Origin of the sequence: Nostoc sp. DedVER02 (assembly GCF_034530675.2) — a bacterium.
GTDB lineage: Bacteria > Cyanobacteriota > Cyanobacteriia > Cyanobacteriales > Nostocaceae > Nostoc.
Map to the genome: position 1 here is coordinate 44,858 of NZ_JAVRCP020000005.1, position 25,339 is coordinate 70,196.

The 25,339-nt window shown below is 39.9% G+C and carries 19 protein-coding genes; 14 read left to right on the plus strand and 5 right to left on the minus strand.

What is annotated here, in order from left to right; translation table 11 throughout:
- Positions 1-2 precede the first annotated feature (2 nt).
- Positions 3-560, minus strand: coding sequence for an HPP family protein (locus RMZ41_RS08310; RefSeq protein WP_322644538.1), 558 nt, complete (start codon positions 558-560; stop codon positions 3-5).
- 547 nt (positions 561-1,107) lie between these two features.
- Here RMZ41_RS08310 and RMZ41_RS08315 point away from each other — a divergent pair.
- The 12 genes from RMZ41_RS08315 (at position 1,108) to RMZ41_RS08370 (ending at position 17,637) form a co-directional block, all read left to right on the plus strand.
- On the plus strand, positions 1,108-3,555 hold the full coding sequence (locus tag RMZ41_RS08315; protein WP_322644537.1) for a dynamin-like GTPase family protein: 2,448 nt from the start codon (positions 1,108-1,110) through the stop codon (positions 3,553-3,555).
- A 106-nt stretch (positions 3,556-3,661) separates the two neighbouring features.
- Entirely contained in the window at positions 3,662-4,048 is a 387-nt protein-coding gene (locus tag RMZ41_RS08320; protein ID WP_322644536.1) for a KGK domain-containing protein, read from the plus strand.
- 160 nt (positions 4,049-4,208) lie between these two features.
- The gene (locus RMZ41_RS08325) at positions 4,209-5,234 is read left to right on the plus strand and encodes an LD-carboxypeptidase (RefSeq protein ID WP_322644535.1); all 1,026 of its coding nucleotides are present in this window, start codon (positions 4,209-4,211) and stop codon (positions 5,232-5,234) included.
- Positions 5,235-5,262: 28 nt separating this feature from the next.
- Positions 5,263-5,625: a hypothetical protein gene (locus RMZ41_RS08330; protein WP_322644580.1), complete on the plus strand. Its 363-nt coding sequence runs from the start codon at positions 5,263-5,265 to the stop codon at positions 5,623-5,625.
- A gap of 38 nt (positions 5,626-5,663) precedes the next feature.
- Positions 5,664-6,977 (plus strand): FAD-binding oxidoreductase, encoded by a 1,314-nt coding sequence (locus tag RMZ41_RS08335; RefSeq protein ID WP_322644534.1) that lies wholly within the window; start codon positions 5,664-5,666, stop codon positions 6,975-6,977.
- Positions 6,978-7,032: 55 nt separating this feature from the next.
- Entirely contained in the window at positions 7,033-8,388 is a 1,356-nt protein-coding gene (locus RMZ41_RS08340; RefSeq protein WP_322644533.1) for a (Fe-S)-binding protein, read from the plus strand.
- Between the two features lie 254 nt (positions 8,389-8,642).
- Positions 8,643-9,947, plus strand: a complete 1,305-nt coding sequence (locus RMZ41_RS08345; RefSeq protein WP_322644532.1) for a P-loop NTPase fold protein — start codon at positions 8,643-8,645, stop codon at positions 9,945-9,947.
- 233 nt (positions 9,948-10,180) lie between these two features.
- Entirely contained in the window at positions 10,181-15,412 is a 5,232-nt protein-coding gene (locus RMZ41_RS08350; protein WP_409874950.1) for a tetratricopeptide repeat protein, read from the plus strand.
- Positions 15,413-15,522: 110 nt separating this feature from the next.
- Positions 15,523-15,792, plus strand: a complete 270-nt coding sequence (locus RMZ41_RS08355; RefSeq protein WP_322644530.1) for a hypothetical protein — start codon at positions 15,523-15,525, stop codon at positions 15,790-15,792.
- The gene (locus RMZ41_RS08360) at positions 15,771-16,142 is read left to right on the plus strand and encodes a type II toxin-antitoxin system PemK/MazF family toxin (RefSeq protein WP_322644529.1); all 372 of its coding nucleotides are present in this window, start codon (positions 15,771-15,773) and stop codon (positions 16,140-16,142) included. The genes RMZ41_RS08355 and RMZ41_RS08360 overlap by 22 nt, the downstream gene beginning before the upstream one ends.
- A 147-nt stretch (positions 16,143-16,289) precedes the next feature.
- Positions 16,290-16,958, plus strand: a complete 669-nt coding sequence (locus tag RMZ41_RS08365) for an HAD family hydrolase (protein WP_322644528.1) — start codon at positions 16,290-16,292, stop codon at positions 16,956-16,958.
- Between the two features lie 91 nt (positions 16,959-17,049).
- A complete protein-coding gene (locus RMZ41_RS08370) occupies positions 17,050-17,637 on the plus strand; it encodes a Uma2 family endonuclease (RefSeq protein ID WP_322644527.1) in 588 nt (195 codons plus the stop codon).
- Positions 17,638-17,639: 2 nt separating this feature from the next.
- Here RMZ41_RS08370 and RMZ41_RS08375 read toward each other — a convergent pair whose 3' ends face one another.
- Both RMZ41_RS08375 and RMZ41_RS08380 read right to left on the minus strand, forming a co-directional pair.
- Positions 17,640-19,568: a type I restriction enzyme HsdR N-terminal domain-containing protein gene (locus RMZ41_RS08375; RefSeq protein ID WP_322644526.1), complete on the minus strand. Its 1,929-nt coding sequence runs from the start codon at positions 19,566-19,568 to the stop codon at positions 17,640-17,642.
- A gap of 416 nt (positions 19,569-19,984) precedes the next feature.
- Entirely contained in the window at positions 19,985-20,881 is an 897-nt protein-coding gene (locus tag RMZ41_RS08380) for an alpha/beta hydrolase (RefSeq protein ID WP_322644525.1), read from the minus strand.
- Positions 20,882-21,396: 515 nt separating this feature from the next.
- On the opposite strand from RMZ41_RS08380, the gene RMZ41_RS08385 reads away from it, so the two are divergent.
- On the plus strand, positions 21,397-21,981 hold the full coding sequence (locus tag RMZ41_RS08385; RefSeq protein ID WP_322644524.1) for a hypothetical protein: 585 nt from the start codon (positions 21,397-21,399) through the stop codon (positions 21,979-21,981).
- A 333-nt stretch (positions 21,982-22,314) separates the two neighbouring features.
- The gene (locus tag RMZ41_RS08390; RefSeq protein WP_322644523.1) at positions 22,315-23,109 is read left to right on the plus strand and encodes an armadillo-type fold-containing protein; all 795 of its coding nucleotides are present in this window, start codon (positions 22,315-22,317) and stop codon (positions 23,107-23,109) included.
- A gap of 124 nt (positions 23,110-23,233) precedes the next feature.
- Here RMZ41_RS08390 and ftsE read toward each other — a convergent pair whose 3' ends face one another.
- Entirely contained in the window at positions 23,234-23,980 is a 747-nt protein-coding gene (gene ftsE / locus RMZ41_RS08395; protein WP_322644522.1) for a cell division ATP-binding protein FtsE, read from the minus strand.
- Between the two features lie 251 nt (positions 23,981-24,231).
- Positions 24,232-24,987, minus strand: a complete 756-nt coding sequence (locus RMZ41_RS08400) for a WecB/TagA/CpsF family glycosyltransferase (RefSeq protein WP_322644521.1) — start codon at positions 24,985-24,987, stop codon at positions 24,232-24,234.
- Positions 24,988-25,339: the final 352 nt, after the last annotated feature.

The window sequence follows — 25,339 nt, forward strand, 5'->3', positions numbered from 1 at the left end:
TGCTATAACCAGTGCTTTGGATATGTCCTTTCTGCCGCTAAATTGTTGAAGATCACAGCGCATAGCACTAGAATCATCGATCCCTCAAAGGCAGGTGTGACAAGAAATAGCCAGCCCGGTTTCGTCATCATGACAACTAATGCAACAGCGCCCGAAGGTGGGTGTACAGTTCCGGTAAACTGCATAATTGCGATCGCACAAGAAACAGCCATTCCCATTGCCAAGGGGGAGGAACCGAAAGAATGCAGAATTATCAGACTCACTATAGCAGCTAAAAGATTACCCCCAATCACGTTGCGAGGTTGAGCCAAAGGACTGTCAGGGACACCAAAGATCAGGACACTTGTAGCACCAAAAGGAGCCATCAGCAAAGGAGAATTAGTTTTGACAGCAAGGTAAGACGTTGCTGTAATGGCTAAAAAACTACCGATCCAACTCCAAAAAACATGCCGATGATGAGGTCTGTCTATTGGACAGGTTAGCGGACACGACCGCCATCTACCATAGGTTTTAAACCAATAATTTTGCCACTTCAACCGAACTTTTTTACTATCTATCATGAATCAACCACTCGATAATCATGACTCCTTGAATTGACTAAGCAAGGCTTTGCTTAAGTTACAATACCATGACATTTAGGGAAAAAGGCTATAAAAAGTATCTAAATACACAGATTTTTTTATCTTATTATAATTCAAACCTAAATATTCTAAGTTTTTAGGGGCTTCCAAATAAAAAATATCCCAAAGTCGATTACAAAATCTCTCTATTGCTCTTAACTCTGTGTTGCCCCAGGTGCTATAACGGGGAGGCAGCGCGGTCTTCTCCCAGAGGGAGAGGCTAGCGCCAAGAGGGTTTATGAGCCACTGCTGTGGGAACCCCCGCAACGCACTGGCTTCTCTGCGTTTCTGTGGTAGCCTGCGGCAAGCCGCTCCGCGTCTACGTTAATCTAGATAATTTATTTCTTGAAAATCCCTTAAGCAGACATGATTGTGGCTTAAGTGATATCGAGTAACGCAACCGCATCAAATATCTCAGAAATATCACTGAACCACCAAGACAATAAATGTAACTAACATATACATAAAGATTGTCAGGGTGCTAAATATGTCAGATTTACCGCTTCAGTGCAAAAATTTGAAAGAGCAAGTTGAGTCGATACTACAACTTTTACAACAAGAATCAACGCTACATTCTCAAGATATTACACCTGTACAAACTTCCCTTACAAAAGCAATTTCTCCTAAATTTGAGATTGTGTTTGCCGGTGCATTTAGTGCTGGAAAATCAATGCTAATCAATGCACTTTTAGAAAGGGAATTACTTTACAGTGCAGAAGGACACGCTACAGGTACAGAATGCAAAATCGAGTATGCAGATGTAGATAAAGAACGTGTTGTTTTAACATTTTTAAGTGAAGTAGAGATTCGGGAACAAGCAGTTTATTTATGTCAGCAACTAGGATTTCAGACAGTACCTAATATTAATCAAACTGATGTAATTAACTTGCTACGTCAAGATTCAGAAGCGATTATTCAGCAGGAGGGTGGTGAGAGTAAATCAGAACGTGCAAAACAGGCGAAGGCGTTAATGTTATTGCTACAGGGATATTGGGCAAACCGCGATCGCATCAACACGGTTAATAATGCTACATACTCAATGGAACAATTTCACTTTTCTAACCTCAAGGAAGCTGCGGGATATGCCCGTCGGGGTAGTAATAGTGCAGTATTGAAGCGAATAGAATATTACTGCAATCATCCTCTGCTAGAGGATGGTAATGTGATTATTGACACACCAGGTATAGATGCCCCAGTAGAGAAAGACGCACAATTAACTTATGCTAAAATTCAACATCCTGATACTTCGGCGGTGGTGTGCGTGCTAAAACCTGCTTCGGCGGGTGACATGACAAAAGAAGAAACAGAACTTTTGGAATTAATGCGGCAAAATGGGGGAGTACGCGATCGCGTTTTCTATGTTTTCAATCGCATTGATGAAACTTGGTACAATACCCAATTACGGCAACGATTAGACGATTTAATTAGTGGGCAATTTGCTAATTCAAACAAGGTTTATAAAACTAGTGGATTATTAGGATTTTACGGCAGTCAAATTAAACAGACAAGTCAAAAAGATAGATTTGGTTTAGATTCTGTTTTTGCAGAGAGTATTAAAGGTTTAGATGGTAAAGAAGAAACACCACAATTTATCTATGCCTTTAACAATTACTGCGTCAATTCAGGAAAACTATCTACCACTAAATTCCGTGTTTCTGTGAACGGCTATGAAACCCCAAATCAAAATTATGTACGAATTTTGGGAGATTGGGGAAATGAACTGATAGAAAAGTTAATTCAAGACAGTGGTACTGAGGAATTCCGTACAGCTATTACTCGCTATCTTACAGAAGAAAAGCGTCCCCAATTATTTAAAAATCTTGCTGATGATTTGGAAGATATTTGTATTAAACTGAAAAAACATTATCAGAGCGTACAACGTAATTTAGATAGTCAACCCCAAGAAATTGAGAGTATGAAAGCACAAGAGTTGCAACGCCTAAATCAGCAACTCCAGCAAATTGGCAGAGAATTTAGCGAACATATCAAAGAAGAAGTGAACTTAATAATTAATAATTCTTGCGATGCTTTTGAAGCAGATTTTAAGCAATTGCAATCACGAATGATTCGCCGTTTAGATGAATTGCTAGATACTTTTTCTGTAGCTTCTGCTTATCAACGTGCAACAATTAGCCATCCTCGCAATGCTACCGCACCTTTGCTTGCTATTTTAGTAGAGGCATTTTATTACTTAGCAAATCAATTAGAAGATATTTTGGTTGAATCTTCCCAGCAAGTAGTTGCAAATTATTTCCAACGATTGATTGATAAGATTCGCAAGTCAGAATATTATCGGCAGTTATATCGTTTATTAGATAATGATGGTGGCATTGAACAAGAGATTAGAAATTTAGAAAAAAGCATTACTCAAGCATTAGTGAGTGCAGCTAGTGTAGAGTGCGATCGCTTCGTGCGAGAAAGCCCAAGATTTTATGATGAAGGCACTTTTTCTATCTATCAATTTCGCCAAACTTTATTACAAACTTCTCAAGGTTACGACGCTGAAAGTATTGTGGAAGCAGAACCAGCAATAAGGCAATTATTGAAGTTAGATTTTGAACCAAAAGTTTCTCACACTATTCGTAAATCTTTCCGTCAAACCATCAACCAAACCCTGAAAACTCAGTTGTTACCAATGGCAGATCGGCAAGCAGATGAGATTTTGCAACAATACCCACAGGCGCGGGCTTATTTAGAGAAAACACTGCAACAAGAAGCTGAAGAAAAAATTGCGAATAATCGCCGATTATTGAGTGTTGTTGAGGGAAATATTGCAGCATACAATTCAGCCGCTTCTAGTATCAATAGTTGTTTGCAGTCAATGAAACTATACGATCGTTTCTTGCCTACAATTGATGATTCATTTGAGCCTGTTGATAAGTTTACCAATAATGGATTTGTGGTTTCAGACGCGGTGCAAGAGGTTGAATATTAATCTCAAGATTTGAGATAATTGTAGCTTTTAGTGAGTGCTTTAGCGCTCACTAACTACATACAGCTTTGCGTAAGTTGAAAGGTTTCAAAAATTGAGGTTGGTTGATATGGAAGATGGATTCAAGCCAATAGAATGTAAAGATGGCGATGTTTTGGACTTTGGAGACGATATATATAAAGTTGCTAAATTTAAAAAAGCAATAAATACCTCATCTAATTACAGCCTAGAATGTACATTGAATCAAGAGTTAAGTAGGCAAGGAGTAGAGATAAAACAGTCTCAGAATGCGAATTTGAATTGGTTTCAGAAGGGTATAGATTGTGAAATTTTAACAGTAGGTTCTCAAAGCTGGAAAAAGGGAAAAGTGAAAATTAAAATAAGCGTTGAATTTTATATTGAAGAGGAAGATATACAAATAACTAACAGCAATAATTCAGAAATCACCGAACCAGAATCACCTCTTGACGATCTTCGCCGCATGATTCATGAGTAAAATTAGTCAACAGTAATTTACATATCGTAATTATATTTGATTTGTAAAAATTCACGGTGTTCAGATACCTGACTTCTTTAAAAAGTCGGGTATTTAACTTTTTATGAATTACTTAGGCGTTGGTATAACCTATTAAAATTCGTCACTATCCTAAATAGTTATGCTTATCAAACGCCGACAATTTATTACAACCTGTGGATTGGCTACCATAGCCACTCAGATACCAACATTTACTGCTGAAGGTAAACTACCCCCAAACATCATCCGCAAGCCGCCCCGTCTGCAAGTGGGCGATACTGTAGGATTCATCTCCCCTGCGGGTATCGTTGACGCTAAAGATATCGAAGCAGCGCAAAAAGCAATCTCACAATTAGGGTTAAAAGTCAAGCTGGGGAAGCATATTTTAGATCGTTACGGCTATTTAGCGGGTAAAGATGGCGATCGCGCCAAGGATGTAAACTTGATGTTTAGCGATCGCACCATCAAAGCAATTATCCCGATGCGTGGCGGTTGGGGCTGTAATCGCATTCTACCGCTACTAAACTACTCGCTAATCCGCTCACATCCGAAAATTATCATAGGCTACAGCGATATTACAACGTTGTTGCTAGCAATTAACGCCCGTAGTCAAATGATTACTTTTCATGGCCCAGTTGCCACTTCTACATGGAATCAATTTACAGTCAATTACTTCAAACGCATTCTATTTAATGGTGAAGCTGTAACTATGCAAAATCTCAACCCTAGTGAAGTGCGGGTGGAGACGATAGCACCAGGAAAGGCAAGAGGTAAACTTGTAGGTGGAAACTTATCAGTCCTATCAGCAATGGTAGGTTCAGCTTACCTACCTTTTTGGAACAAAAGTATTCTGTTTGTGGAAGAAGTTGGCGAGGATGTTTATCGTATAGATAGGATGCTAACGCAGTTAAAAACTGCTGGAATACTTAATCAAATTGCTGGCTTTATCTTTGGGCAATGCACTAATTGTAAACTTGGAGATGAACCATCATTTACATTAATGCAAGTATTGCAACAACACATACTTCCTTTAGGTATTCCTGCTTGGTATGGTTCAATGATTGGTCATATTAAAGATAAATTTACCTTACCAATCGGTTTAGAAGTAGAAATAAATGCTGAACTTGGGACAATACAAATGTTAGAGGCGGCTGTTAGCCTTGTGTGAATGAGGCAGGAGGTTGGAATAAAAAATAATGGCTCACATTTTATCTAAATTGCAAGCCACTAAAGCAGATTTGGGTATTGAGTCCTTTATCCTCTCCGGTTATCCCCACCTAGAGGAAGCTTATCGAGTTGCAGAACTTCCCGCATTTCTCACAAGCTTCAGGCGTTTGATGGAGCAGAGGGGCAGAGGGGAAAGAACTTGGTATTTGAACTCTCCCCTGCACAAGCGCAGACTTTTTGCCCCTTCAGAAGTCCACTGCATCATCCGTGGTTGTAAAGTTTCCCAAAAATATAGATTGGATAAGGCTAATACCTTACCCTACCAAAGTGCGATCGCTCTTGATCTCGAAGCTACCGTTATTAATGACAATGCGCTTTTTTGGTCAGGTTAACCAGTAAATTAGATGTAAGGCGTAAAAAAATAAACTTAATGAAAGCGATGTCTAACGACAGGCCGCAAGCCGTGTGCGCTACTGATTTTGCATCTATCATCGGCGAAGAAAATGCTGTTTGCCTTTGGGAAAATATTGAAAGAGGCCAGCAAAACTGTATCCAACAGGCTATAACCTACGGAAAATCTCCCAGTTGTATCGTTTATCCCCGCACCCAAGAACAACTAGCCGCAGTTCTCGCCAAAGCTTATGCTAACAACTGGCGCGTGCTTCCCTATGGTAGTGGCAGCAAACTTAGCTGGGGCGGGTTAGCTAAGGGTGTCGATGTCGTAGTTAGTACAGAACGCATCAACGAACTGATTGAACACGCTGCTGGCGATTTGACTGTCACAGTCGAAGCTGGAATGAAGTTCTCGCATCTTCAAGCACTTTTAGCAAAATCGCGGCAATTTCTCGCCCTTGACCCCACAGCACCCGAATCAGCAACCATTGGCGGTATTGTTGCCACGGGTGATACAGGTTCTCTGCGGCAACGTTATGGTAGTGTGCGCGACCAGTTACTAGGTATTACCTTTGTCCGTGCTGATGGAGAAATTGCTAAAGCTGGGGGAAGAGTAGTTAAAAATGTTGCCGGATATGACTTAATGAAGTTGCTTACTGGGTCTTACGGCACATTAGGATTTATTAGTCAACTAACTTTCCGCCTGTATCCGCTAGCAGAGGCATCGGGGACGGTGGTACTAACTGGTAGTGCTGAGGCTGTATCCCAAGCGGCTGATATCCTTCGGGGTTCGGCATTAACACCAGTTCAGGCTGATTTGCTATCAACTAAATTGGTGTCTAGCTTAGGTTTGGGTGAAGGACTGGGATTAATTGCCCGTTTTCAAAGTATTAGTGAAAGTGTTAAAGAACAGTCAAACCGAGTTTTGGAAGTTGGGCAAAAGTTAGGTTTAGATGGGGCAATTTTTGCCGATGCTGATGAGGCTAGTCTATGGCAGAGATTGCAAGAACGAATATATAGTACTGTTACAGAATCAGTAATTACCTGCAAAATAGGAGTGTTACCTACTGCTGCTGTAGAGATTTTGACTCAAGTGGAGTTAGGTTTAATTCATATTAGTAGTGGTTTGGGTTTGTTACAATTAGAGAGTAAAAATCAAGTTTTGAAGGTGCGCGGTTCTACTCAAGCTAATAGAGGTTTTTTAACAATTTTGTCAGCACCAAAGGCGGTTAAAGAACAAATAGATGTTTGGGGTTATACGGGAAATGCTTTGCCGTTGATGCGCCGTATTAAGGAACAGTTTGATAGTAAGAATATTTTAAGTCCTGGGCGGTTTGTGGGTGGAATTTAAGAAACGAACCGCAGAGACGCAGAGGGCACTGAGATATAGAGGGGAAAGAAGAATTATGCAGGTTTCAGACAATTCTGTTAATAATACGGCTAGTTTAAAGAATTTGGAGGGGTTTGATGAGAGCCATCCGCCTGAACCAAAGTTAATTGATAGTTGTGTACATTGTGGATTTTGTCTCTCCACTTGTCCAAGTTATCGGGTACTTGGGAAGGAGATGGATTCACCTAGAGGGCGCATCTATTTAATGGATGCGATTAATGAGGGTGAAATTGCTTTAAATACGGCAACGGTAGAACATTTTGATTCTTGTTTGGGATGTCTTGCTTGTGTGAGTACTTGTCCTTCTGGGGTGCAGTATGACAAATTGATTTCTGCAACTCGTCATCAAGTTGAACGGAATTATCCCCGCAGTTTGCCAGATAAATTTTTTCGTCAACTGATATTTTCTTTGTTTCCCTATCCCAATCTTTTACGAGTTTTATTAGTTCCGTTGTTGGTTTATCAAAAGTTAGGGTTTGCTAAATTCTTTCGCGCTACAGGTTTACTCAATAAAATATCGCCCCGTTTGGCAGCAATGGAATCAATTCTGCCAGAAATTACTCTTAAATCTTTTCAAGATAATTTGCCTAGTGTGATTCCTGCTAAAGGTGAAAAGCGGTATCGCGTTGGGGTAATTTTGGGTTGCGTGCAACGGTTGTTTTTCTCTTCCGTGAATGAAGCAACAGTGCGGGTTTTAACGGCGAATGGTTGTGAAGTTGTGATTCCCAAATCTCAAGGTTGTTGTGCAGCGCTTCCCGAACACCAAGGACAAACAGAACAGGCGAAAGCTTTAGCAAGGCAGATGATTGATAGTTTTGCCAAGGCTGATGTAGATTTCGTAATTATTAATGCTGCTGGTTGCGGTCATACTTTGAAAGAATACGGTCACATTTTAGAAAATGATCCCGAATATCGGGAAAAAGCGAAGGATTTTGCCGCTAAAGTTAAAGATGCTCAAGAGTTTTTAGCAACTGTTGGTTTAACAGCAAAACTTTCACCCCTAACTGATAAACCCTTGAATTTAGTTTATCAAGATGCGTGTCATTTATTGCATGGTCAAAAGATTAGCGTCCAACCGCGTCAGTTATTGCGACAAATTCCAGGGGTGAAGTTGAGAGAACCACTGGATGCGGCTTTATGTTGTGGCAGCGCTGGGGTTTATAATATGCTGCAACCAGAAGTTGCTGAGGAATTGGGTCAGCAAAAAGTGCAGAATTTGTTGAATACTGGTGCTGAGTTGATTGCTTCTGCTAATCCGGGGTGTACTTTGCAAATTACGAAGCATTTACAGTTGCAGGGTAAGAAAATTTCAGTTATTCATCCGATAGAGTTGTTAGATTATTCAATTCGGGGTGAGAAGTTAAAATTGTAGACATTTTTTGTGGCTTGGACATTTTGTTATTGATTTTAAAGCAAACAGCCAAAGCCACGTTTTTACTCCCCTCCTCGCTTGTGGGGAGGGGTTGGGGGTGGGGTTCATCTGAATTCTATTTAATTAAACAGACAAAAATAAACAGACAAAAATAATCAGTCAATCTGAAGAAGTTTTTTCCGAAATCGCCGCTTTATCGTCTGTATAATCACTGAAATGGGCAAGAATGTCAGGCTAATTTCGGGTGATTTGTGATGAAACTAGATTTAGTGAGGTTTTTTCAAGCTTGCAACCCCAGTAAGACTCTGATTGTAAGCAAACCGGAGGATAGGCAATATTATATTGATTTCTCTAAAGTGCGTGGTGCCAAGATTATTGAAGAACTTGGGCGAACTATCACCCACCTTTCACCAGAACAACCTACCTGTCAATTATTTACCGGACATATTGGCTGTGGCAAATCTACTGAATTACTGCGGCTAAAAGCAGAGTTAGAACAGCAGGAATTTCATGTGGTTTATTTCGAATCTAGCCAAAGCCTCGATATGGCTGATATTGATGTTACAGATATTTTACTGGCAGTAGCTCGTGAGGTGAGTCAAAGTTTAGAAGCAATCAAAATTAACCTCAAACCAGGATACTTTAAAAATCTATTTACGGAAATTTCTGAGTTTTTGCAAACGCCTCTAGATATTGGGGTGGAGGCTGAATTATCTGTAGGTATCGCTAAGATTACTGCCAAAACTAAAGATAGCCCTAAACTCCGCGGTCAGTTACGGCAATATTTAGAACCGCGCACCAATGGCATTTTAGAATCAATTAACAAAGAATTGCTCAAGCCTGCTAGAGAAAAGCTGAAGCAGCAAGGTAAAAAAGGACTGGTGGTAATTATAGATAATCTCGACAGAGTGGATAATTCTTTGAAGCCTTCGGGTTATTACCAGCCAGAATATCTCTTTGTTGAACGCGGCGAACAGTTAAACCAGCTAAATTGTCATGTTGTTTATACCATTCCTTTAGTGTTAATTTTTTCCAACGCTTTAGGAAGGTTAACAAATCGCTTTGGAGTAGACCCCAAGGTTTTGCCGATGGTTCCCGTGCAGTTACAAAATGGTTTGCAATTCTCAGAGGGAATCATACTGCTGCAACAGATGGTGATGAAGAGGGCTTTTCCTGATGTGAGTTGGGAACAAAGCCGGAATTTAATTATCGAAGTTTTTGATAGTCCTGATACTTTAGAGCGACTTTGCCGAGTTAGCGGGGGTCATTTGCGTAATTTATTAATGCTGTTGTTTCGCTGTCTTCAACAAGAAGACCCACCTTTGTCGCGGGAGTGTGTGGATAGGGTAATTAAACAACGCCGCAATGAGCTAACTTTGGCAATTACGCCCGATGAATGGGAATTGCTGCGTGAGGTGGCGCTAGAGAAAAGCTTGAGAGGTCATGAAAGATACGAGCTTTTGCTTCGCAGTATGTTTGTATTTGAATACCGAAATGATGATGGTTCTTGGTTTGATGTCAATCCGATTTTGGCTGAAGCCAGGGAATTTAGGCTATGAATCGGTACATATAGCACAATACGGTTCAGTTAAGGACTACTGGTAAAAATTTTGGGTTTTTGAGACGCGATAAATCGCCGTCTCTACAAGTGTTTTGGTCTTATCTGAACTGTATTGATATATAGCAAGGGACTGGGGACTGGGGGCTGGGAAATGGGTGAAAAGTCTTTTTGTGTCTAAGTTTCATTATTTGAAATCTTTGCGCTGACTTACTTATTAGGTGTTTTGGGAAATTGTATAACTTTAAGCATTTCGGTCGTGATGAGAGCGACATCGGTCGTGATGGGAGCGACATTCGTCGTGATGGGAGCGACATCGGTCGTGATGGGAGCGACATCGGTCGTGATGGGAGCGACATCGGTCGTGATGGGAGCGACATCAGTCGTGATGGGAGCGACATCAGTCGTGATGGGAGCGACATCAGTTGTGACGGGAGCGACATCGGTCGTGATGGGAGCGACATCAGTTGTGACGGGAGCGACATCGGTCGTGATGGGAGCAGCTACAGCTTTTTGAAATTAGCAGAAATTACCTGTGTTATGAATAATCAGCAAGAGCCAGAAAATCTACTCTTTGATAATGAACGTTCATTGCAAACTTTGGTACGAGCAATTAACCTTTCGCAGGGAGAATTTTCACTGACTTTGCTGCGCTGTAATTATGCAGCTTTTCGTCAAGATATTGTACAACGTCTACACCAATTATCTCCTGTTAAAATCCGTGAAATCACTTTACCCGTGTCAGTCAAAACTCTTTACACGTCTATAGGTGAAAAGTTGGGAGATGAACAGCCATCAGCGTTAATAGTTTTTGGCTTGGAATCGGTTAAAGATATTGATACGGTTCTAACTTCAGCTAACCAAGTACGGGAGGAGTTTAGAAAAAACTTCCCGTTCCCAGTCATGTTACTGGTTAATGACCAAGTTCTGCAAAAGCTGATCAGATTAGCGACAGATTTTGAGAATTGGGCCACAATAATTCATTTTGCGATCGCTACTACTAATTTAGTTCAATTCATCAAACAAACTGCTGAATCGGTTTTTACCCAAGTTTTAGAGGCTGGTGCTGGAAAATTTATCGATAACTCTGCAATCAACCTAGCAATCGGTTCGCCGCAGCGCGTAGAACTTGAGTTAGCACAAGCTGAACTCCAAAAGCGGGGTGTGAAGTTAAACGCAGAACTAGAAGCCAGTTTAGAATTTGTTCTAGGCCGAGATGCGGTTTCGATGGAACAGTCACGCCAGCATTATGAACGCAGTCTCGCACTTTTAGAACGGAGTTCTCAACTGGAGCAGCAAGGATGTGTACTGTACAATTTGGGTTTATGGTGGCGTACCTACGCGGTGCAGCATTTAACAGAACAACAAACTGCTTGCTTGCACGCTAAAGATTATTATGACAAATGTATCGAAATATTTGAGCAGGCAAATCGCCCTGACTTGGTAGGAAAATTTATTAATGCTTTGGGAGAAGTACTGCAAAAGCTCCAGCAGTGGGATGAATTAGAAATAGTTGCTCAAAAAGCTTTAACTCTGTATCAAACGTATCCTGATTGGTTTAGAAAAGCAAGAGCTTATGGATTTCTTGCTGAAGTAGCACTTGCTCGGTCTGCTTGGAATAAAGCTAAAGAATTTGCCGAAAAAGCGCTTTCTATTGTAGCTAGTAACCAATCTATCCAATCGAAAGCTAATTTAGAATTGGTGCTATATTATCATCAAGGTTGGTATTTATTTGCACTAGCCAGAGCGCTACAGCAGCTTAATAAGGTGGAAGATGCTTTAACTACTTTAGAAGCGGCGAGAAGAGAAACTAAACCTCAATACGATCCAGAGCTTTACATTGGAATTTTGGGGAAGTTGCAGAGCATTTATTATCAACAATGTCAATATCTGGCAGCTTTTCAGATTAAGCAAGAGCAAATTAAAATTGAACATCAATATGGTTTCCGTGCTTTCATTGGAGCAGCTTATTTAATTCCTCGGCATGAGATAATTAACCCGGCACTAGTCCAAGGAGAAAATATCATAAAAGTTGCTCAAGAAATTGCTGTTTCTGGTCGGCAACAAGATGTCAATCGGTTGATGAAACGAATGAGCCGGACTGACCATAAATTAACTGTATTTCATGGTCAGTCAGGAGTAGGTAAAAGTTCAATTTTAAACGGGGGACTAGTACCAACACTACAACTACAATCAATAGATGCGCGTGATGTGTTACCCATTGTCATCCGAGTTTATACAGATTGGATCGGGATATTGTCAAAATGTTTAGCAGACAATGGTACATCTAATAATTCCATAGAATTTATCTGTGGAAGTTTGCACAAAAATGCCGAGCGGAAGTTAACAGTTTTAATTTTTGATCAGTTTGAAGAATTTTTCTTTGTTTACACAGATTCAAATAAAAGACAGCCATTTTATAAGTTTTTGCAACTTTGCTTAGATATCCCTTTTGTTAAGGTGATTCTCTGTTTGAGAGAGGACTATTTGCATTATTTATTGGAATGCGCTCGCCTACTTAATTTTAAAGCAATTAATAACAATATTTTAGATAAAGATATTCGTTATTATTTAGGCAATTTTTCTTCAGAAGATGCCAAAGCTGTTGTACAAAGTCTAACTGAGCAAACCCACTTTCACTTAGAGCCTGAATTAATTGAGCAATTAGTAGAAGATTTATCAGATGAACTTGGCGAGGTACGCCCTATTGAGTTACAAATCGTCGGTTCTCAACTGCAAACAGATAAAATTAAAACTTTAGAACAATATCTTCAGTCAGGAACAAAAGAAAAACTGGTCGAGCGATTTTTAGAAGAGGTTATTAAAGACTGTGGTTCTGAAAACGAACTTTGTGCCAGAGTAGTTTTATATTTACTAACAGACGAAAAAGGCACTCGTCCCTTCAAAACTTCTGATAATTTAGCAGAAGATTTAAAAGCAGCAGATATTGTCTCAGACAAAGAAAAACTCAATCTAGTTTTAGAGATTTTAGTTGGTTCGGGACTGGTGTTAAATATCCCTGAAGACCCTGCTAATTTATATCAACTGGTTCATGATTATCTAGTATCTTTTATCCGACAGTCACAACAAGCAAGAAAACTAGAAGAACAGAAAAAGGAAAAAGAACAACGACAACACGCTGAAGCAGAACTCAACCGCGTTCTCAAACGACAACGCAATGATGCAAAACGACAACTAAATTTTGCGATCGCAGGAGTCACTATAATGTCTATTCTGGCAGTTATAGCAGTAGGATTGGGGGTACGGGCAGAATCTGAAAGGCAAAAAACAGAACAAGCTGAGACAACTGCTATTACTAAAGCTTCGGAAGCCCTTTTCGCCTCAAATCAAAAGTTTGAAGCACTTAAAGAAGCCATTAAAGCAGCTAGAAAACTCCAAGCTACAGACTGGGGAAAAAGCGATTCGGAAATTCGTACCCAAGTTATAGCGGCATTACAAAAATCAGTTTACTGGATAGTGGAGCGCGATCGCCTGGAAGGACACACGGCGCTAATCTGGGGTGTGACTTTCTCACATAATGGTCGGTTGATTGCCTCAACTAGTTATGACCATACGATAAAACTCTGGAATCTAGATGGTAGCGTGTATAAGACGCTCGAAGGGCATAAAGATAAAGTCTTGGGTCTAAGTTTTTCACCTGACGATCAAACAATCGTCTCAGGCGATTTCCAGGGCATCATCAAATTTTGGAAGCGAGACGGCACTTTATTAAAAACCCTACCAGCATATCAAGATCGAGTCAATACTGGCGAGAATAAGGGAGTTTATAGTATCGATTTCTCACCTAATGGTAAGACAATGGCTACAGGAAGTCGGGACGGTACACTTAAACTCTGGAAGCCAGATGGTACTTTATTAAAAACCATACCAGCGCATCAAGATGGAGTGAATAGTGTCGCTTTCTCGCCAAACGGTAAGATGATTGCCACTGGTGGCCGGGACAAAACTGTGAAACTCTGGACAGATGATGGTAAGCTTTCAAAAACTATAAAAGGCTATGACGACTTTGTTTGGGACGTTTCTTGGTCAAGTGATAGCCAGACAATTGCAGCTGTGGCTGGTGGTGCTGCTGCTACTGGTAATGACAACAGGGTAAAACTCTGGAATCGAAAGGGCACTCCTTTAAAAGATTTTAAAGCGCATAAAGATGGAATCAATAGTGTGGCTTTCTCACCAGACAGAAAGATGATTGCTACAGCTAGTGACGACAAAACTGTAAAGCTTTGGAAGCCTGATGGTACTTTACTCACAACCTTATCAGGACATACTAATGGGGTTTATGCTGTCAGGTTTTCACCTGACTGTAAGACCCTAGTTTCTGCCAGTGCTGACGGTACAATCAAACTTTGGCAAGTTAGTAATAATAGTTGCTTACGCAATGGCAGAATTCCTACTTCTCCTAGCGCTGACAGCACGATGAAGATTCAGTATGGTAGTGGCGTGGTAAGTATTCTTAATGGTCATAGCGATCGGGTTAATCAGGTACATTTCTCGCCTAATGACAAAATAATTGCCTCAGCCAGCCGTGACAAGACAGTGAAACTTTGGAAGCGCGATGGTACTTTATATACAACTCTTGAGGGGTATAGCGATAACGTAAGTTTCTCACCTGATGGTCAAACAATTGCTACCGCTAGTGATGATAACACAGTAAAACTCTGGAACCGTGACGGTAAATTACTGAGAACCTTTGATCCGCAAAGCGATAAGATATTAGACTTGAATTTCTCACCCAACAATCAGTTCCTTGCTTTGGGTAGCATGGACAACAAAGTGATAATATTGCGGCTAGATAGCAACAAGTCTCATATTCTCAACAAGCATCAAGACTGGGTAAGGGCTGTAACTTGGTCGCCAAACGGTCAAATGCTTGCCTCAGCTAGTGATGACAACACGGTGAAACTTTGGAAGCAAGACAACAAAGGCGAGTTTCATATTTACAAGACTCTCGCAGGCGAAAACGGTCATAATAGTTGGGTTTTGAGCGTCAAGTTCTCACCTACTGGCGATACGATTGCCACAAGTAGTAATGATAAGACGGTAATACTTTGGAAGCAGGATGATCAGGGGGAGTATCGCTGGTATAAGAAGCTGAAAGGGCACACCGATCAGGTTAATAGCGTGAGTTTTTCACCAAACGGTAAGATGATTGCTACCGCTAGTGATGATAAAACTGTAAAACTCTGGACGCACGATGGTAATTTAATTACAACTCTGACTGGGCATAGCGATTACTTATTAAGCGCGAATTTCTCAGCCGATGGCAAGATTCTTGCTTTGGGCAGTGCTGATGGGGCTATAATTCTCTGGAATTTAGATGAGCTAAATCATCTCCAAAATCTAGATAGCTTACTGGCGCGCGGTTGTGATTGGCTGCATGATTATTTGAAGAATAACCCAAATGTGAGTCCGAGCGATCGCTATCTCTGCGACGATATCAAGTAAAAGTTAAGCATTGGTACTCTCTCAAATTATCTTGTGCGATCGTTTAGCACAACTATACACATCTCTAGATGCATATAATAAAGCTGATAGGCAAAACAGAGCGAAAAATTATGCATCGCCGGATTAACATCACCTTGCCAGATGAGACAATTGAACTAATTAATCAAGTCATTGAAAAAGGCGATTCTCCAGAGGAAACGCTACGCGAACGCAGTCGATTCATCAATGAAGCTGTACAATATTATATTGCTGAAAAAGCCTTAGTCAATCTTAGAGAACAGTTAAAAAAGGGAGCCATCCAACGGGCGGAACGCGATTTGGGGTTAGCGGAAGAATGGTTTGACTTGGAAGAAGAATTGTGGAACAAGAACGAAAAGTAAACTACCCCAAACGCGGTGAAATATACTTAGTCAATTTCGAGCCAACTATTGGTGCAGAGATTAAAAAAACACGCCCAGCTTTAATTTTACAAAATGATGTTTCTAATAAACACAGTCCAATCACAGTTGTAGCTGCCATCACCTCAAAGTTTACAGAACCTTTGTATCCTACTGAAGTGCTGATTAAAGTACCAGAAGGCGGTTTGAAGGTTGATTCCGTTGTACTTCTCAATCAGATTCGCTCAATTGACAAGCAAAGGCTGATTAAACGTCTGGGAATTTTGGGGACAGAAGCAATGGCACAGGTAGATAGAGCAATTCAAATCAGCCTGGGTATAGTGAAACTTTGAGGTGAGGTCGCGTCAACGCTCTCTTAAATTATCTCAGGCGATCGCCATCTCTTCTCTTGTTTAACCCTTTTCTCTTCTGCTGGGACGATGAAGTAAATTATTTGCCATGTCATCATCAATGAAACAAAACGTCAGTTGAGGTTTTTCATGGCATTAGAGGGCGTGATTTTAGATGTTGATGGCACACTGGTTTTAAGTAATGATGCTCATGCAAATTCCTGGGTAGAGGCATTTGCAGCTTATGACTTAGAAGTGCCACTTGAAACACTCAGACCACTTATGGGCATGGGTGGAGATCAACTAATTCCCAAAGTAGTGCCAGAATTAAATGATGAAGAAGGAACTGGCAAAGCGATCGCTAAACTACGCAAAGAACTATTATTTGACAAATATATACCGCAAATTGCTGCTGCAAATGGGAGCAGAAACTTAATATTAAAGATGCAAAAATCGGGATTGCATCTAATTGTTGCTAGTTCAGCAAGTTCTGAAGAACTTGATATCATGCTCAAAATTGCCCAAGTAGATGATTTGCTATCAGAAGTAACTACCTCCGATGATGCCGAAGCATCTAAACCTGCTCCTGACATTGTAGAAGCCGCCTTGAACAAAGGGAAAATGACACCCGAAAAAGTAGTGATGCTAGGAGATTCCCCCTACGATATTGAGTCTGCCGGCAAAGCAGGGGTAGGTGTGATTGCTTTGCGTTGCGGTGGCTTTAGCGATGAACAACTGTCGGGAGCGATCGCAATTTACAACGATCCAGAAGATTTGCTACAGCACTATGATTCTTCTATCTTGGGCGGAAATGCTTAAATACTAGCGTCAACGCACTTTCTAGAATTATTGCAGGCGATCGCAAACCATACACTACTAAACTAGAAAGTAAAGATGTTCAGGATAGGTTATGGACGCTGTTACAACCACGTTCCCTTGTACACTGAAATTGAAAATCGATTTAACTGACGAGCAGTTTTTCCAGATGTGTCAGAAAAACCGCGATTATCGATTTGAGCGTACAGCATCAGGGGAATTATTAATTATGCCACCTACAGGTAGTGATACTGGCAGACGTAATGTTAAGATTACCACTCAATTAGCTATTTGGAATTCAGAAAGTAATTTAGGCGAAGTTTTTGATTCTTCAACTGGCTTCACGCTACCCAATGGTGCAGAACGTTCTCCTGATGCTTCTTGGGTAAAAATTGAACGGTGGAACGCTTTAACCCCAGAACAACAAGAAAAATTTGCCCCTATTTGTCCTGATTTTGTAATAGAGTTGCGTTCTCGTACTGATTCTTTGAAAGAGTTACGGGAGAAAATGCAGGAATATATCGAAAATGGTGTTCAACTAGGATGGTTAATTGATAGGAAAAACCAGCGAGTAGAAATTTATCGTCCAGGGAAAGATGTAGAAATATTAGACAATCCAGCTAGTTTATCAGGAGAAAATGTCTTACCTAGATTTGTGTTGAATTTACAGTATATTATGTAGCTTTATCGATTCGGATATACATGGCGCATCTCAAAGCGACTTTGTTCCCAAAGTGGTAGCACAGCCTGTTTAGCAGCATTTAATTGAGCTTGCGAGAAAGAAATTTTTCCATTTTCTATAATCCAAATAAATGTTCGAGTTATTAAATCTGCATTTAAACTATTCTCGTATTCACAATTATTTATTCTTGCTACTTGCTTATCTAAGCAGTCAATAGCATGTTTAAAAGTCAAGTTTTTCCAATCTGTGATGTTCGACATTCCTTCTGGTGTATTTTTCCATTCAATCCGACGCAAATTTCCTACAATATAGTCTATACCTGTTATGGAAGAATCAGTATTACGCACCAAATTCGTATAGGCTTGATAATATACTTTCAATAGAGAAGCAGCAATGTTTTCTATATATATATGTAGCCAAGATTGGATATCACGAAGATAAGGTGCAAAATCTTTAATATTATCAATTTCTGAAATAAGCACGCGATCGCTTGTATAATTTGTTATTTTTGCTAGCCATTCGGCTTCAGATATCTGAGACTCTTGTGAGTAATAATTAATCACTTTGGGAATATATTTCTCTAATAGCCACTGCTTAGTATATCTAGCCGTCCAAGTTCCCCGGACTCCAATATCTTGCTGCCATGAGGTAAATTTCTCTCTATCAATGGATTGTAAATTAACATCATTTAGCTCATAAATTATATTAATTTGATTGTTAGGTAATAACGAAGAATTTATATCAATTTTAGAAAAGATAAATGTATGATCGCGAATTCCTCCACTCACTCGAATTGACATATTATTTCTATGAAACAGATGCCATTCTGACTTGCCTTTAGTATAATCAAATTCATTAGCAAACTGCTGCATTAAATTCCATAGTTCTTGTCTTACAGAAAAAAGGATAAAACCTCGACTCCCTGAGAAATTTACAAATTCAAAATTCCATGTTTCTAAACTATTTTCAAATTCAATGATTAAATTTTTATATTCTTGACAAACACCATCAATACATAAACATAATTCTGCTGTTTCTTTATCTGATAAAATTAGAGTTGTTTGACCTAAATATACCTCAAAATTATTTCTATCTAACTGTTTAAAAAACCGACGACATCCCCAATTTGGTTGGGTGTGCAATCCAGTCATTAATTGACCTAAAATATCTTGATGATTTAAGTAAATTTTTAAACCTTTCAAAATAAGGCTGCTGAACTCTATTTCACAACTACCCTCTCCAAAAGCCTTGGGTAAATTACATGCGATCGCTACTTTCTTCTTCACAACAACTAAGCGGTAGCCTTCTTTAGTAGAATAAGGCTCAAAATCACATTTTTCTAAAACATCCTGTAACTTAGGATATTGTCTGAGGAATCTTTCGATTAAATTATATTTATTAGCAGTTAAAACACTTACCGTATTCTTATCAAGCTTTTTAACAAAATTAAAGTTTAGTTTATTATAAAAATTTAATGCAATATCATGATTTTTTAGCACATCTATATTTATATCAAATATTAGCTTTTGATCACAACACGACCGTTGAAAAACCTTTATTTCATATCCGTTAGTAATAATAAAAAATAATGTATTAAAATACTCACTATAAAATTTAGCTTGGTCAGCAGGATCATCTAATTTGTTTTTTTGTGGTTCTCTAAGTTCAATAAAAACAAGGGAAGTATCTGTATTTTGTTGCTCAAGCTCATCTGTAGCATAATAAATCTGAGCAATTTCGGAAGTTTTGCCGTACTTTCCTAATTTAGATGTTTTTAAAGGGTATTCACGATAACATTTCTCTGGATAACAGAGATGGTGAAACATTGGCAAAATAAGCTTTTCTTTTACATCAGCTTCATTCTGTAAAAGATGATGGTCAAAACCTTGTATCCATCTGATAAATTTTTTAATTGGCTCTGGAATAATCATCAGATAATCTACCCGCTATTATAATTTGCTATGGCTTATTTTGTTTGTGTAATTAGCAATTTATCAACTCAGGTTAGATAGGATAGTCATTTTCAATACCATAATGAAAGTAAAGTATTGAGCGAAGAGAATTTTCTACTAAGTAAGTAGGCGTAATTAAATATAAGATCAAACCTCACCCTCAATCCCTCTCCAAAGTATCGAAAAGGGAAGCTGGAGGCAGGGTGAGGTATTTAATTTGACCTACTTACATAAAATTACTTTAGCTACGCCAAAAACATGAAAAACTAACCCACGTTTGCCCTTAGCATTCCCGCAGGCTAGTGGGTAAAATCTCGTATAGCCAAGACTTCTAGGAGCTAAATTAGACTTTTGAAGCAATCTCTAAGAGAGAAAATAAAAAACCACTAATTCCACTAATTAAGCAAAGGCAAAAATTTGCGAATTAACCCAATTGTGACTGCCGGTACTTCCAACTGTGGTGTTAACCCTACATTTTCCAATTGTTGAAAAAATCGGATTGCTTGGGGATTCATTTCGGCGAGGCGGCGACCAATTGATGGCCCTGTAAATTCTGACTTTTGTCCCCAAATAATTGCAGTAGGCGTGGTCAACTGTTGAATGTAAAGAGATAAATCAAAGCATAAATCGCCACGGACAAATGACAGTGCTGCATACTCAGCATTCGGCTGTTGGGCGGATTGTAAATAAGCATCTACAATTTCTTCATACACTCGATTAGATTGAGCAAATTGCCGTTGCTCTAAGAAACTGCGAATACCTCCACTGGTAGCTACTCCAGTGCTGTAAATTAAACGGTCAACAACGGGAACGCTGACTAACTGGGCAAAAAAGCTACGCGAGTAGTTTTCGCCAAAGTCTGAAAGTCCAGCAGGGGTAGTGAGAATTAAAGACTTGAATAAATCAGGATTAGCTGCTGCTACCCTAATTGTAAAGGCTGCGGTCAAAGAAGAAGCGATCGCAGTTACTGGCCCAGTACAAGTCTGCTCAAAAAACTCCCGAATCGTGGTTAAATAATCATCAATATTATAATTCCGTACCGGATGCTCAGACCTACCCCAGCCAATTAAATCGGGCGCAATGACTCGATATTCAGCAGCAAAAGCCGGATAAACTTTCGACCACTCATAAGCAGAAGATCCACCACCAAAGCCGTGCAGAAATACCAAAGTTTCCCGCTCCTCGTTGGCAGTTATATTGTCCTGCCAAGGCGATCCAGAGGCAGTATAATATACCATCCTACCTAGTGAGGTATTTATCGAGCTTTGGTTAAATCCTACTGGTTGAAACATAATTATTTTTTGTTGATTGTAGTAATTAATTGCACAAGTAACACAATAGACCTGTGAATGCGGGGACACTGAGAGAGGATTTGATCGTTGCCTTGCCTCACCGCATCTTCTTTGGTCATTCCAGAATACTTACTTATTTAGTTCAAACTCCTCACTCCTATTATCAGCGAACCAACCACTCTAGAGCTTCTCGCTCTCGTTAGATTAAGTAAATATAAAATTATTGGATTACTTATAAAGATTTGGTGATTTTTTTTAGCAACAAAAAGTAAATCAACGTTGTAACTACTGTTTTATAGGCATTTTATCTGGTAGCGAGGATCACTAAACCGTGAATAAAACATAAGTTTTTATGGTAGTCTATCAGAAAACTCATAGATTATTTTGAGCATCAAGAAAACTCAAAATGCTTATCTTCACAAGCTATTAATTCTAGTTTTGTATATAGAAACAGTAGTTTTTGATATATTACTAAATCTGATTATTCATTTAATTAATTGTAAAGGCGGGATGTCATGGGAAAGCAGGCTACTCTTCAATCAACTAAACTACTAATGATTGAAGACGCTCAATTTGCGCTTGACAAGTTTAATATACAAAATGAAATTAAAGCTTCAGCTTGGGCAAATCAGGGCGAGTCAGCTATTGATGATGTCAGTGTGGCTGTACCTACTTGTATTTGTTTAGACTTAGAAGACTTGAAGTGTTTTGAAGCAGTAGAGCGCCAGTATGAACACTGGGGAGTAATCTTTCACAATTCTCTGGCCATACAGCCATCAAATCCAGCATTTCCCAGCTATTCAGGGCTAACAGTCTTAATGGGAGCGCCCAAAAGCGGATTTTTAGAAGCTACTTTTTTACGTCCGGTGAACTCGGTTAGCGCCTTTGTAACGAGTTCGCAACGGCTAGTACTTTCCGCCTACGATCGCGATCGCCAACTCCTCGGACAATCTGCACTACCAACCGCTAATCTTGCCAATTCAGACTCCGCAATTTCCCCCAATACCTTATTATCTATAAATGTGAATAACATCTACAGCGTTACCTTCTGTGCTTTTGATGGTCAATTCACCCTTGATAACTTTCGTTTTTGTCTGTAAAAAGCTTTGATCGTAAGTCAAAGGGTTTAATACCTAAGACCCATCTGCTATACGTAGTCTTACTTACCCTACGATGATCTTGCTACAGTTAAAGTTTAAATCCGCGTCTGTTTGCGATCGCGTAGCGTAGGCAAAATGTCTTTAATTTTGAATTTTGAATTGTTAAGCCCTTGCTTTGAGCCATTTTAAATGGTATCTTTATTTGCGCCATGCTGTACTAGTCTACTATCCGTCGATAAAAACCGGATATTTCGTAGTTTGGGTCTTCACCCTTGCTTCATTTCTAGTCAAACTTAGACAATATGTAATTTCGTAATCAAGTAGGTAAACACTTTGGCACAGGCTTCGTCTTATTGGCAGCAATTGATCAACCAAATCCCCAACTGGAACTGGTCGCATCCATTGTTCAAGACAAAGGGAGCTACAAAGCAACAATTGAAGCGTTTCTCTGGGCCTGGGGGCTTTCTTGGGTTCCTGACAATTTTTGTTGCAATGTTCTTGTGGAACTGGATGCTGCTATTGGCTCTCTTAATGGGCATTGGGGTAATGGTATTGGTTTACTCAATGCAGAAGTGGGACTGGCAATTGCACTGGTCTAAAATACGTAAGTTCTTAAATAGTTCAAATCGTCGATTAGTTTTAGCAGTTATTAGTGGTGGTCTTGCGACTGTTATCACTTACATGGCCGCGGCAATTTGGATCGACTCTCGCAGTTCTTGGATCGCTGCTGGTGCTATCGTCCAAGGTGTAGGAACCCTATTAACTTTAATTTTATTGGTATGGCAATTTGTCAACTTCTATGAAAATCGAGAAGAAGACCACCTAGATCGGTTGTTGGTGAATTTAACAGACAAAGATCCATTGAAACGATTGATTGCCCTACGTCAACTAACTAAATTCATCAGCCGTCAGCGAGTTGATCCTTCAGTGCAGCAAGATGTAGTTGAATGCTTACAACTCTTACTAAGTCGAGAAGAGGAAGTTGCAATCCGAGACGCAGCTTTTAAGAGTTTACAAGCTTGCGATCAACAGGATGCGATCGCAGACCATCGCCTACAAGCACTCCCCTTGAAAACAGCAGTACCTTTTGTACCCATATCACCAAAAGTTAAACATCACGTTTATTAGTCATTTGTCATTTGTCATTTGTCATTTGTCATTTGTCATTTGTTGAATGATGAGTCCTAATTAATTCCCAATTCCCCAATCCCCAATCCCCAATCCCCAATCCCCAATCCCCAATCCCCAATACTTATTTTCGAGACAGCAGTCCATTACGAACTTGCACTACCGGATGATTGCACCGCCGCACTAATTGTTCATCATGGGTGGTAACAATTACCGTAGCGCCAAAGGAATTTAACTTCTGGAGGATTTGGATCACTTGCCAGGAATTATCTGGATCGAGATTTCCAGTCGGCTCATCTGCCAACAGCAGGGGCGGTGTACCAACGATCGCCCTAGCAATACTCACCCGTTGTTGCTCTCCTCCAGACAGTTGATCTGGGAAGCAGTCAGCTTTACTCAGCAAACCCACTAGCTTTAAGGTTGGTTCTAAACGTCGTTGAATTTCTTTACGGGTATACCCTTGAGCTTGCAGTACAAAAGTTACATTTTCTGCGACTGTTCGTTGGCTAATCAGTTTGTAATCTTGAAACACAATGCCAATGCGTCGCCGGAATAATGACAAGCGATCGCCCCGTAAACCCGCTATATTACACTCATCAACAATTACTTCCCCCTCTGTAGGCAACTCCTGGCCATACAACATTTTCAAGAGCGTAGATTTACCAGAACCACTTGGCCCAGTAATAAACAGAAATTCTCCCTTTTTTACCTCAAGGTTTGCATTCAACAAGGCGTGAGTGCCATTAGCATAGGTCTTGCTTACAGATTGTAATGTTACCTTTGCAATAGTATTACTACCGTGCTGTTGAGTTTTACAGTTCTCTCTATGAACGGATTTGTTTGTCTTAACTTGAGTCGTTAATACTGGCATTGTTAAATTTTCCTTATACCCACAACTAAACAGCTAGTCAGCTTAGATGTGACATTCCTCTCAAAAATAAGGATTCCCAGGTTTCGCCTGGGAATTTAAAATTCAACAAAGAAAATTTAAAATTTTTACAGCCTTTAAGATTAACCAAGTAATAACACTTAGAATTGGGAATTGGGCATTGGGAATAGTTATTCTCCTTGCTCCCCTGCTCCCTGCTCCCTGCTCCCCTGCTTCTTACCCATGCCCCACTCTTAACTAATTGCCCCTTTTGCCGTCAACCGATAAACAAACGATTTCATTGCAAAAGCTGGCAAAGCCAACATTCGCCGCCAACGCCAAGGTTCTTGATAAAGGCGATACAACCATTCCAAATTATTATTTCCTAACCAGGCGGGAGCGCGAGTTTTAGTTCCTGACCAAATATCAAGACTACCACCAACCCCAATCCAAATTGCTTGGGGACACAAATGGCGGTTTTCGGCAATCCATAACTCTTGACGTGGCACTCCCAAACCGACAAAAATCACTTGCGGCTGCAATTGAGCGAGAGTTTGTTTCAATTGTGCTTCTTCTTCTGGGGAATGGTAGCCTGAATGAGTGCCTACTATATTCAAATCTGGAATTTGCTGCCGCCAAAAATCTGCCGCACTTGAGGCTACTCCAGGCGCTGCTCCATAAAAAAATACCTTTGCCCCTGTCTTCTGTTGTCCAAGTTCTTGCAAAAGTTTTTCTGCTAATTCAATCCCCGGAAAACGCTGCACTTTTTGCCATAATAACCATCGCAAATACAGAACAACCCCGGCTCCATCTGGAATTACTAGTTCAGCATTTTTAATGATCTGGGCGAGGAGTTGATTCTGCTCTGCCTGCATAGTCATTTCTGCATTGAGCGTTACTACATGAATTCCTCTGCCTTGCTGGAGACATTCTAACAACCAGGCTGGATAGTTAGCCATCACATGAACTGGTATTCCCAATACTGAAAATGCTTGATTGCCTTTAGACATAGCCTATTGTTGAGTAACTCTCACACCAGATTTCCTTGAACGTTAAGTTTATCAAATTTTTTTTTAGGTTAGAACTCAACTACAGAAAGATCCCTATTACCCTGCAAGAATAGAAAACTTCACATCCTCTCCAACTTAAGATTTAACTCTACAAGCCTGCGGTTGTAGAAGTGAGAATTCCTCAGAACCCTTGTGGTTATGCTAAATCAGTGCAAATTTTACTATCAAGGTGTAATATTCACTCAGTATAAAACGTTAAACTCACAACTCTGGTTTCGGGAACAGAAGTCTCCACTATACTGCTTGCAGTGAGTGTGGAAGTATGTCACGAAACTAGACTTTATGGTTAAGG

Bases quoted from the DNA above. Each gene is read 5' to 3' on its own strand.
- RMZ41_RS08315 (WP_322644537.1), top strand. From the start codon at position 1,108: ATGTCAGATTTACCGCTTCAGTGCAAAAATTTGAAAGAGCAAGTTGAG.
- RMZ41_RS08345 (WP_322644532.1), top strand. From the start codon at position 8,643: ATGAAACTAGATTTAGTGAGGTTTTTTCAAGCTTGCAACCCCAGTAAG.
- RMZ41_RS08335 (WP_322644534.1), top strand. From the start codon at position 5,664: ATGAAAGCGATGTCTAACGACAGGCCGCAAGCCGTGTGCGCTACTGAT.
- RMZ41_RS08340 (WP_322644533.1), top strand. From the start codon at position 7,033: ATGCAGGTTTCAGACAATTCTGTTAATAATACGGCTAGTTTAAAGAAT.
- ftsE (WP_322644522.1), bottom strand. From the start codon at position 23,980: ATGCCAGTATTAACGACTCAAGTTAAGACAAACAAATCCGTTCATAGA.
- RMZ41_RS08375 (WP_322644526.1), bottom strand. From the start codon at position 19,568: ATGATTATTCCAGAGCCAATTAAAAAATTTATCAGATGGATACAAGGT.
- RMZ41_RS08365 (WP_322644528.1), top strand. From the start codon at position 16,290: ATGGCATTAGAGGGCGTGATTTTAGATGTTGATGGCACACTGGTTTTA.
- RMZ41_RS08400 (WP_322644521.1), bottom strand. From the start codon at position 24,987: ATGTCTAAAGGCAATCAAGCATTTTCAGTATTGGGAATACCAGTTCAT.
- RMZ41_RS08310 (WP_322644538.1), bottom strand. From the start codon at position 560: ATGATAGATAGTAAAAAAGTTCGGTTGAAGTGGCAAAATTATTGGTTT.
- RMZ41_RS08320 (WP_322644536.1), top strand. From the start codon at position 3,662: ATGGAAGATGGATTCAAGCCAATAGAATGTAAAGATGGCGATGTTTTG.
- RMZ41_RS08385 (WP_322644524.1), top strand. From the start codon at position 21,397: ATGGGAAAGCAGGCTACTCTTCAATCAACTAAACTACTAATGATTGAA.
- RMZ41_RS08370 (WP_322644527.1), top strand. From the start codon at position 17,050: ATGGACGCTGTTACAACCACGTTCCCTTGTACACTGAAATTGAAAATC.
- RMZ41_RS08380 (WP_322644525.1), bottom strand. From the start codon at position 20,881: ATGTTTCAACCAGTAGGATTTAACCAAAGCTCGATAAATACCTCACTA.
- RMZ41_RS08330 (WP_322644580.1), top strand. From the start codon at position 5,263: ATGGCTCACATTTTATCTAAATTGCAAGCCACTAAAGCAGATTTGGGT.
- RMZ41_RS08355 (WP_322644530.1), top strand. From the start codon at position 15,523: ATGCATCGCCGGATTAACATCACCTTGCCAGATGAGACAATTGAACTA.
- RMZ41_RS08325 (WP_322644535.1), top strand. From the start codon at position 4,209: ATGCTTATCAAACGCCGACAATTTATTACAACCTGTGGATTGGCTACC.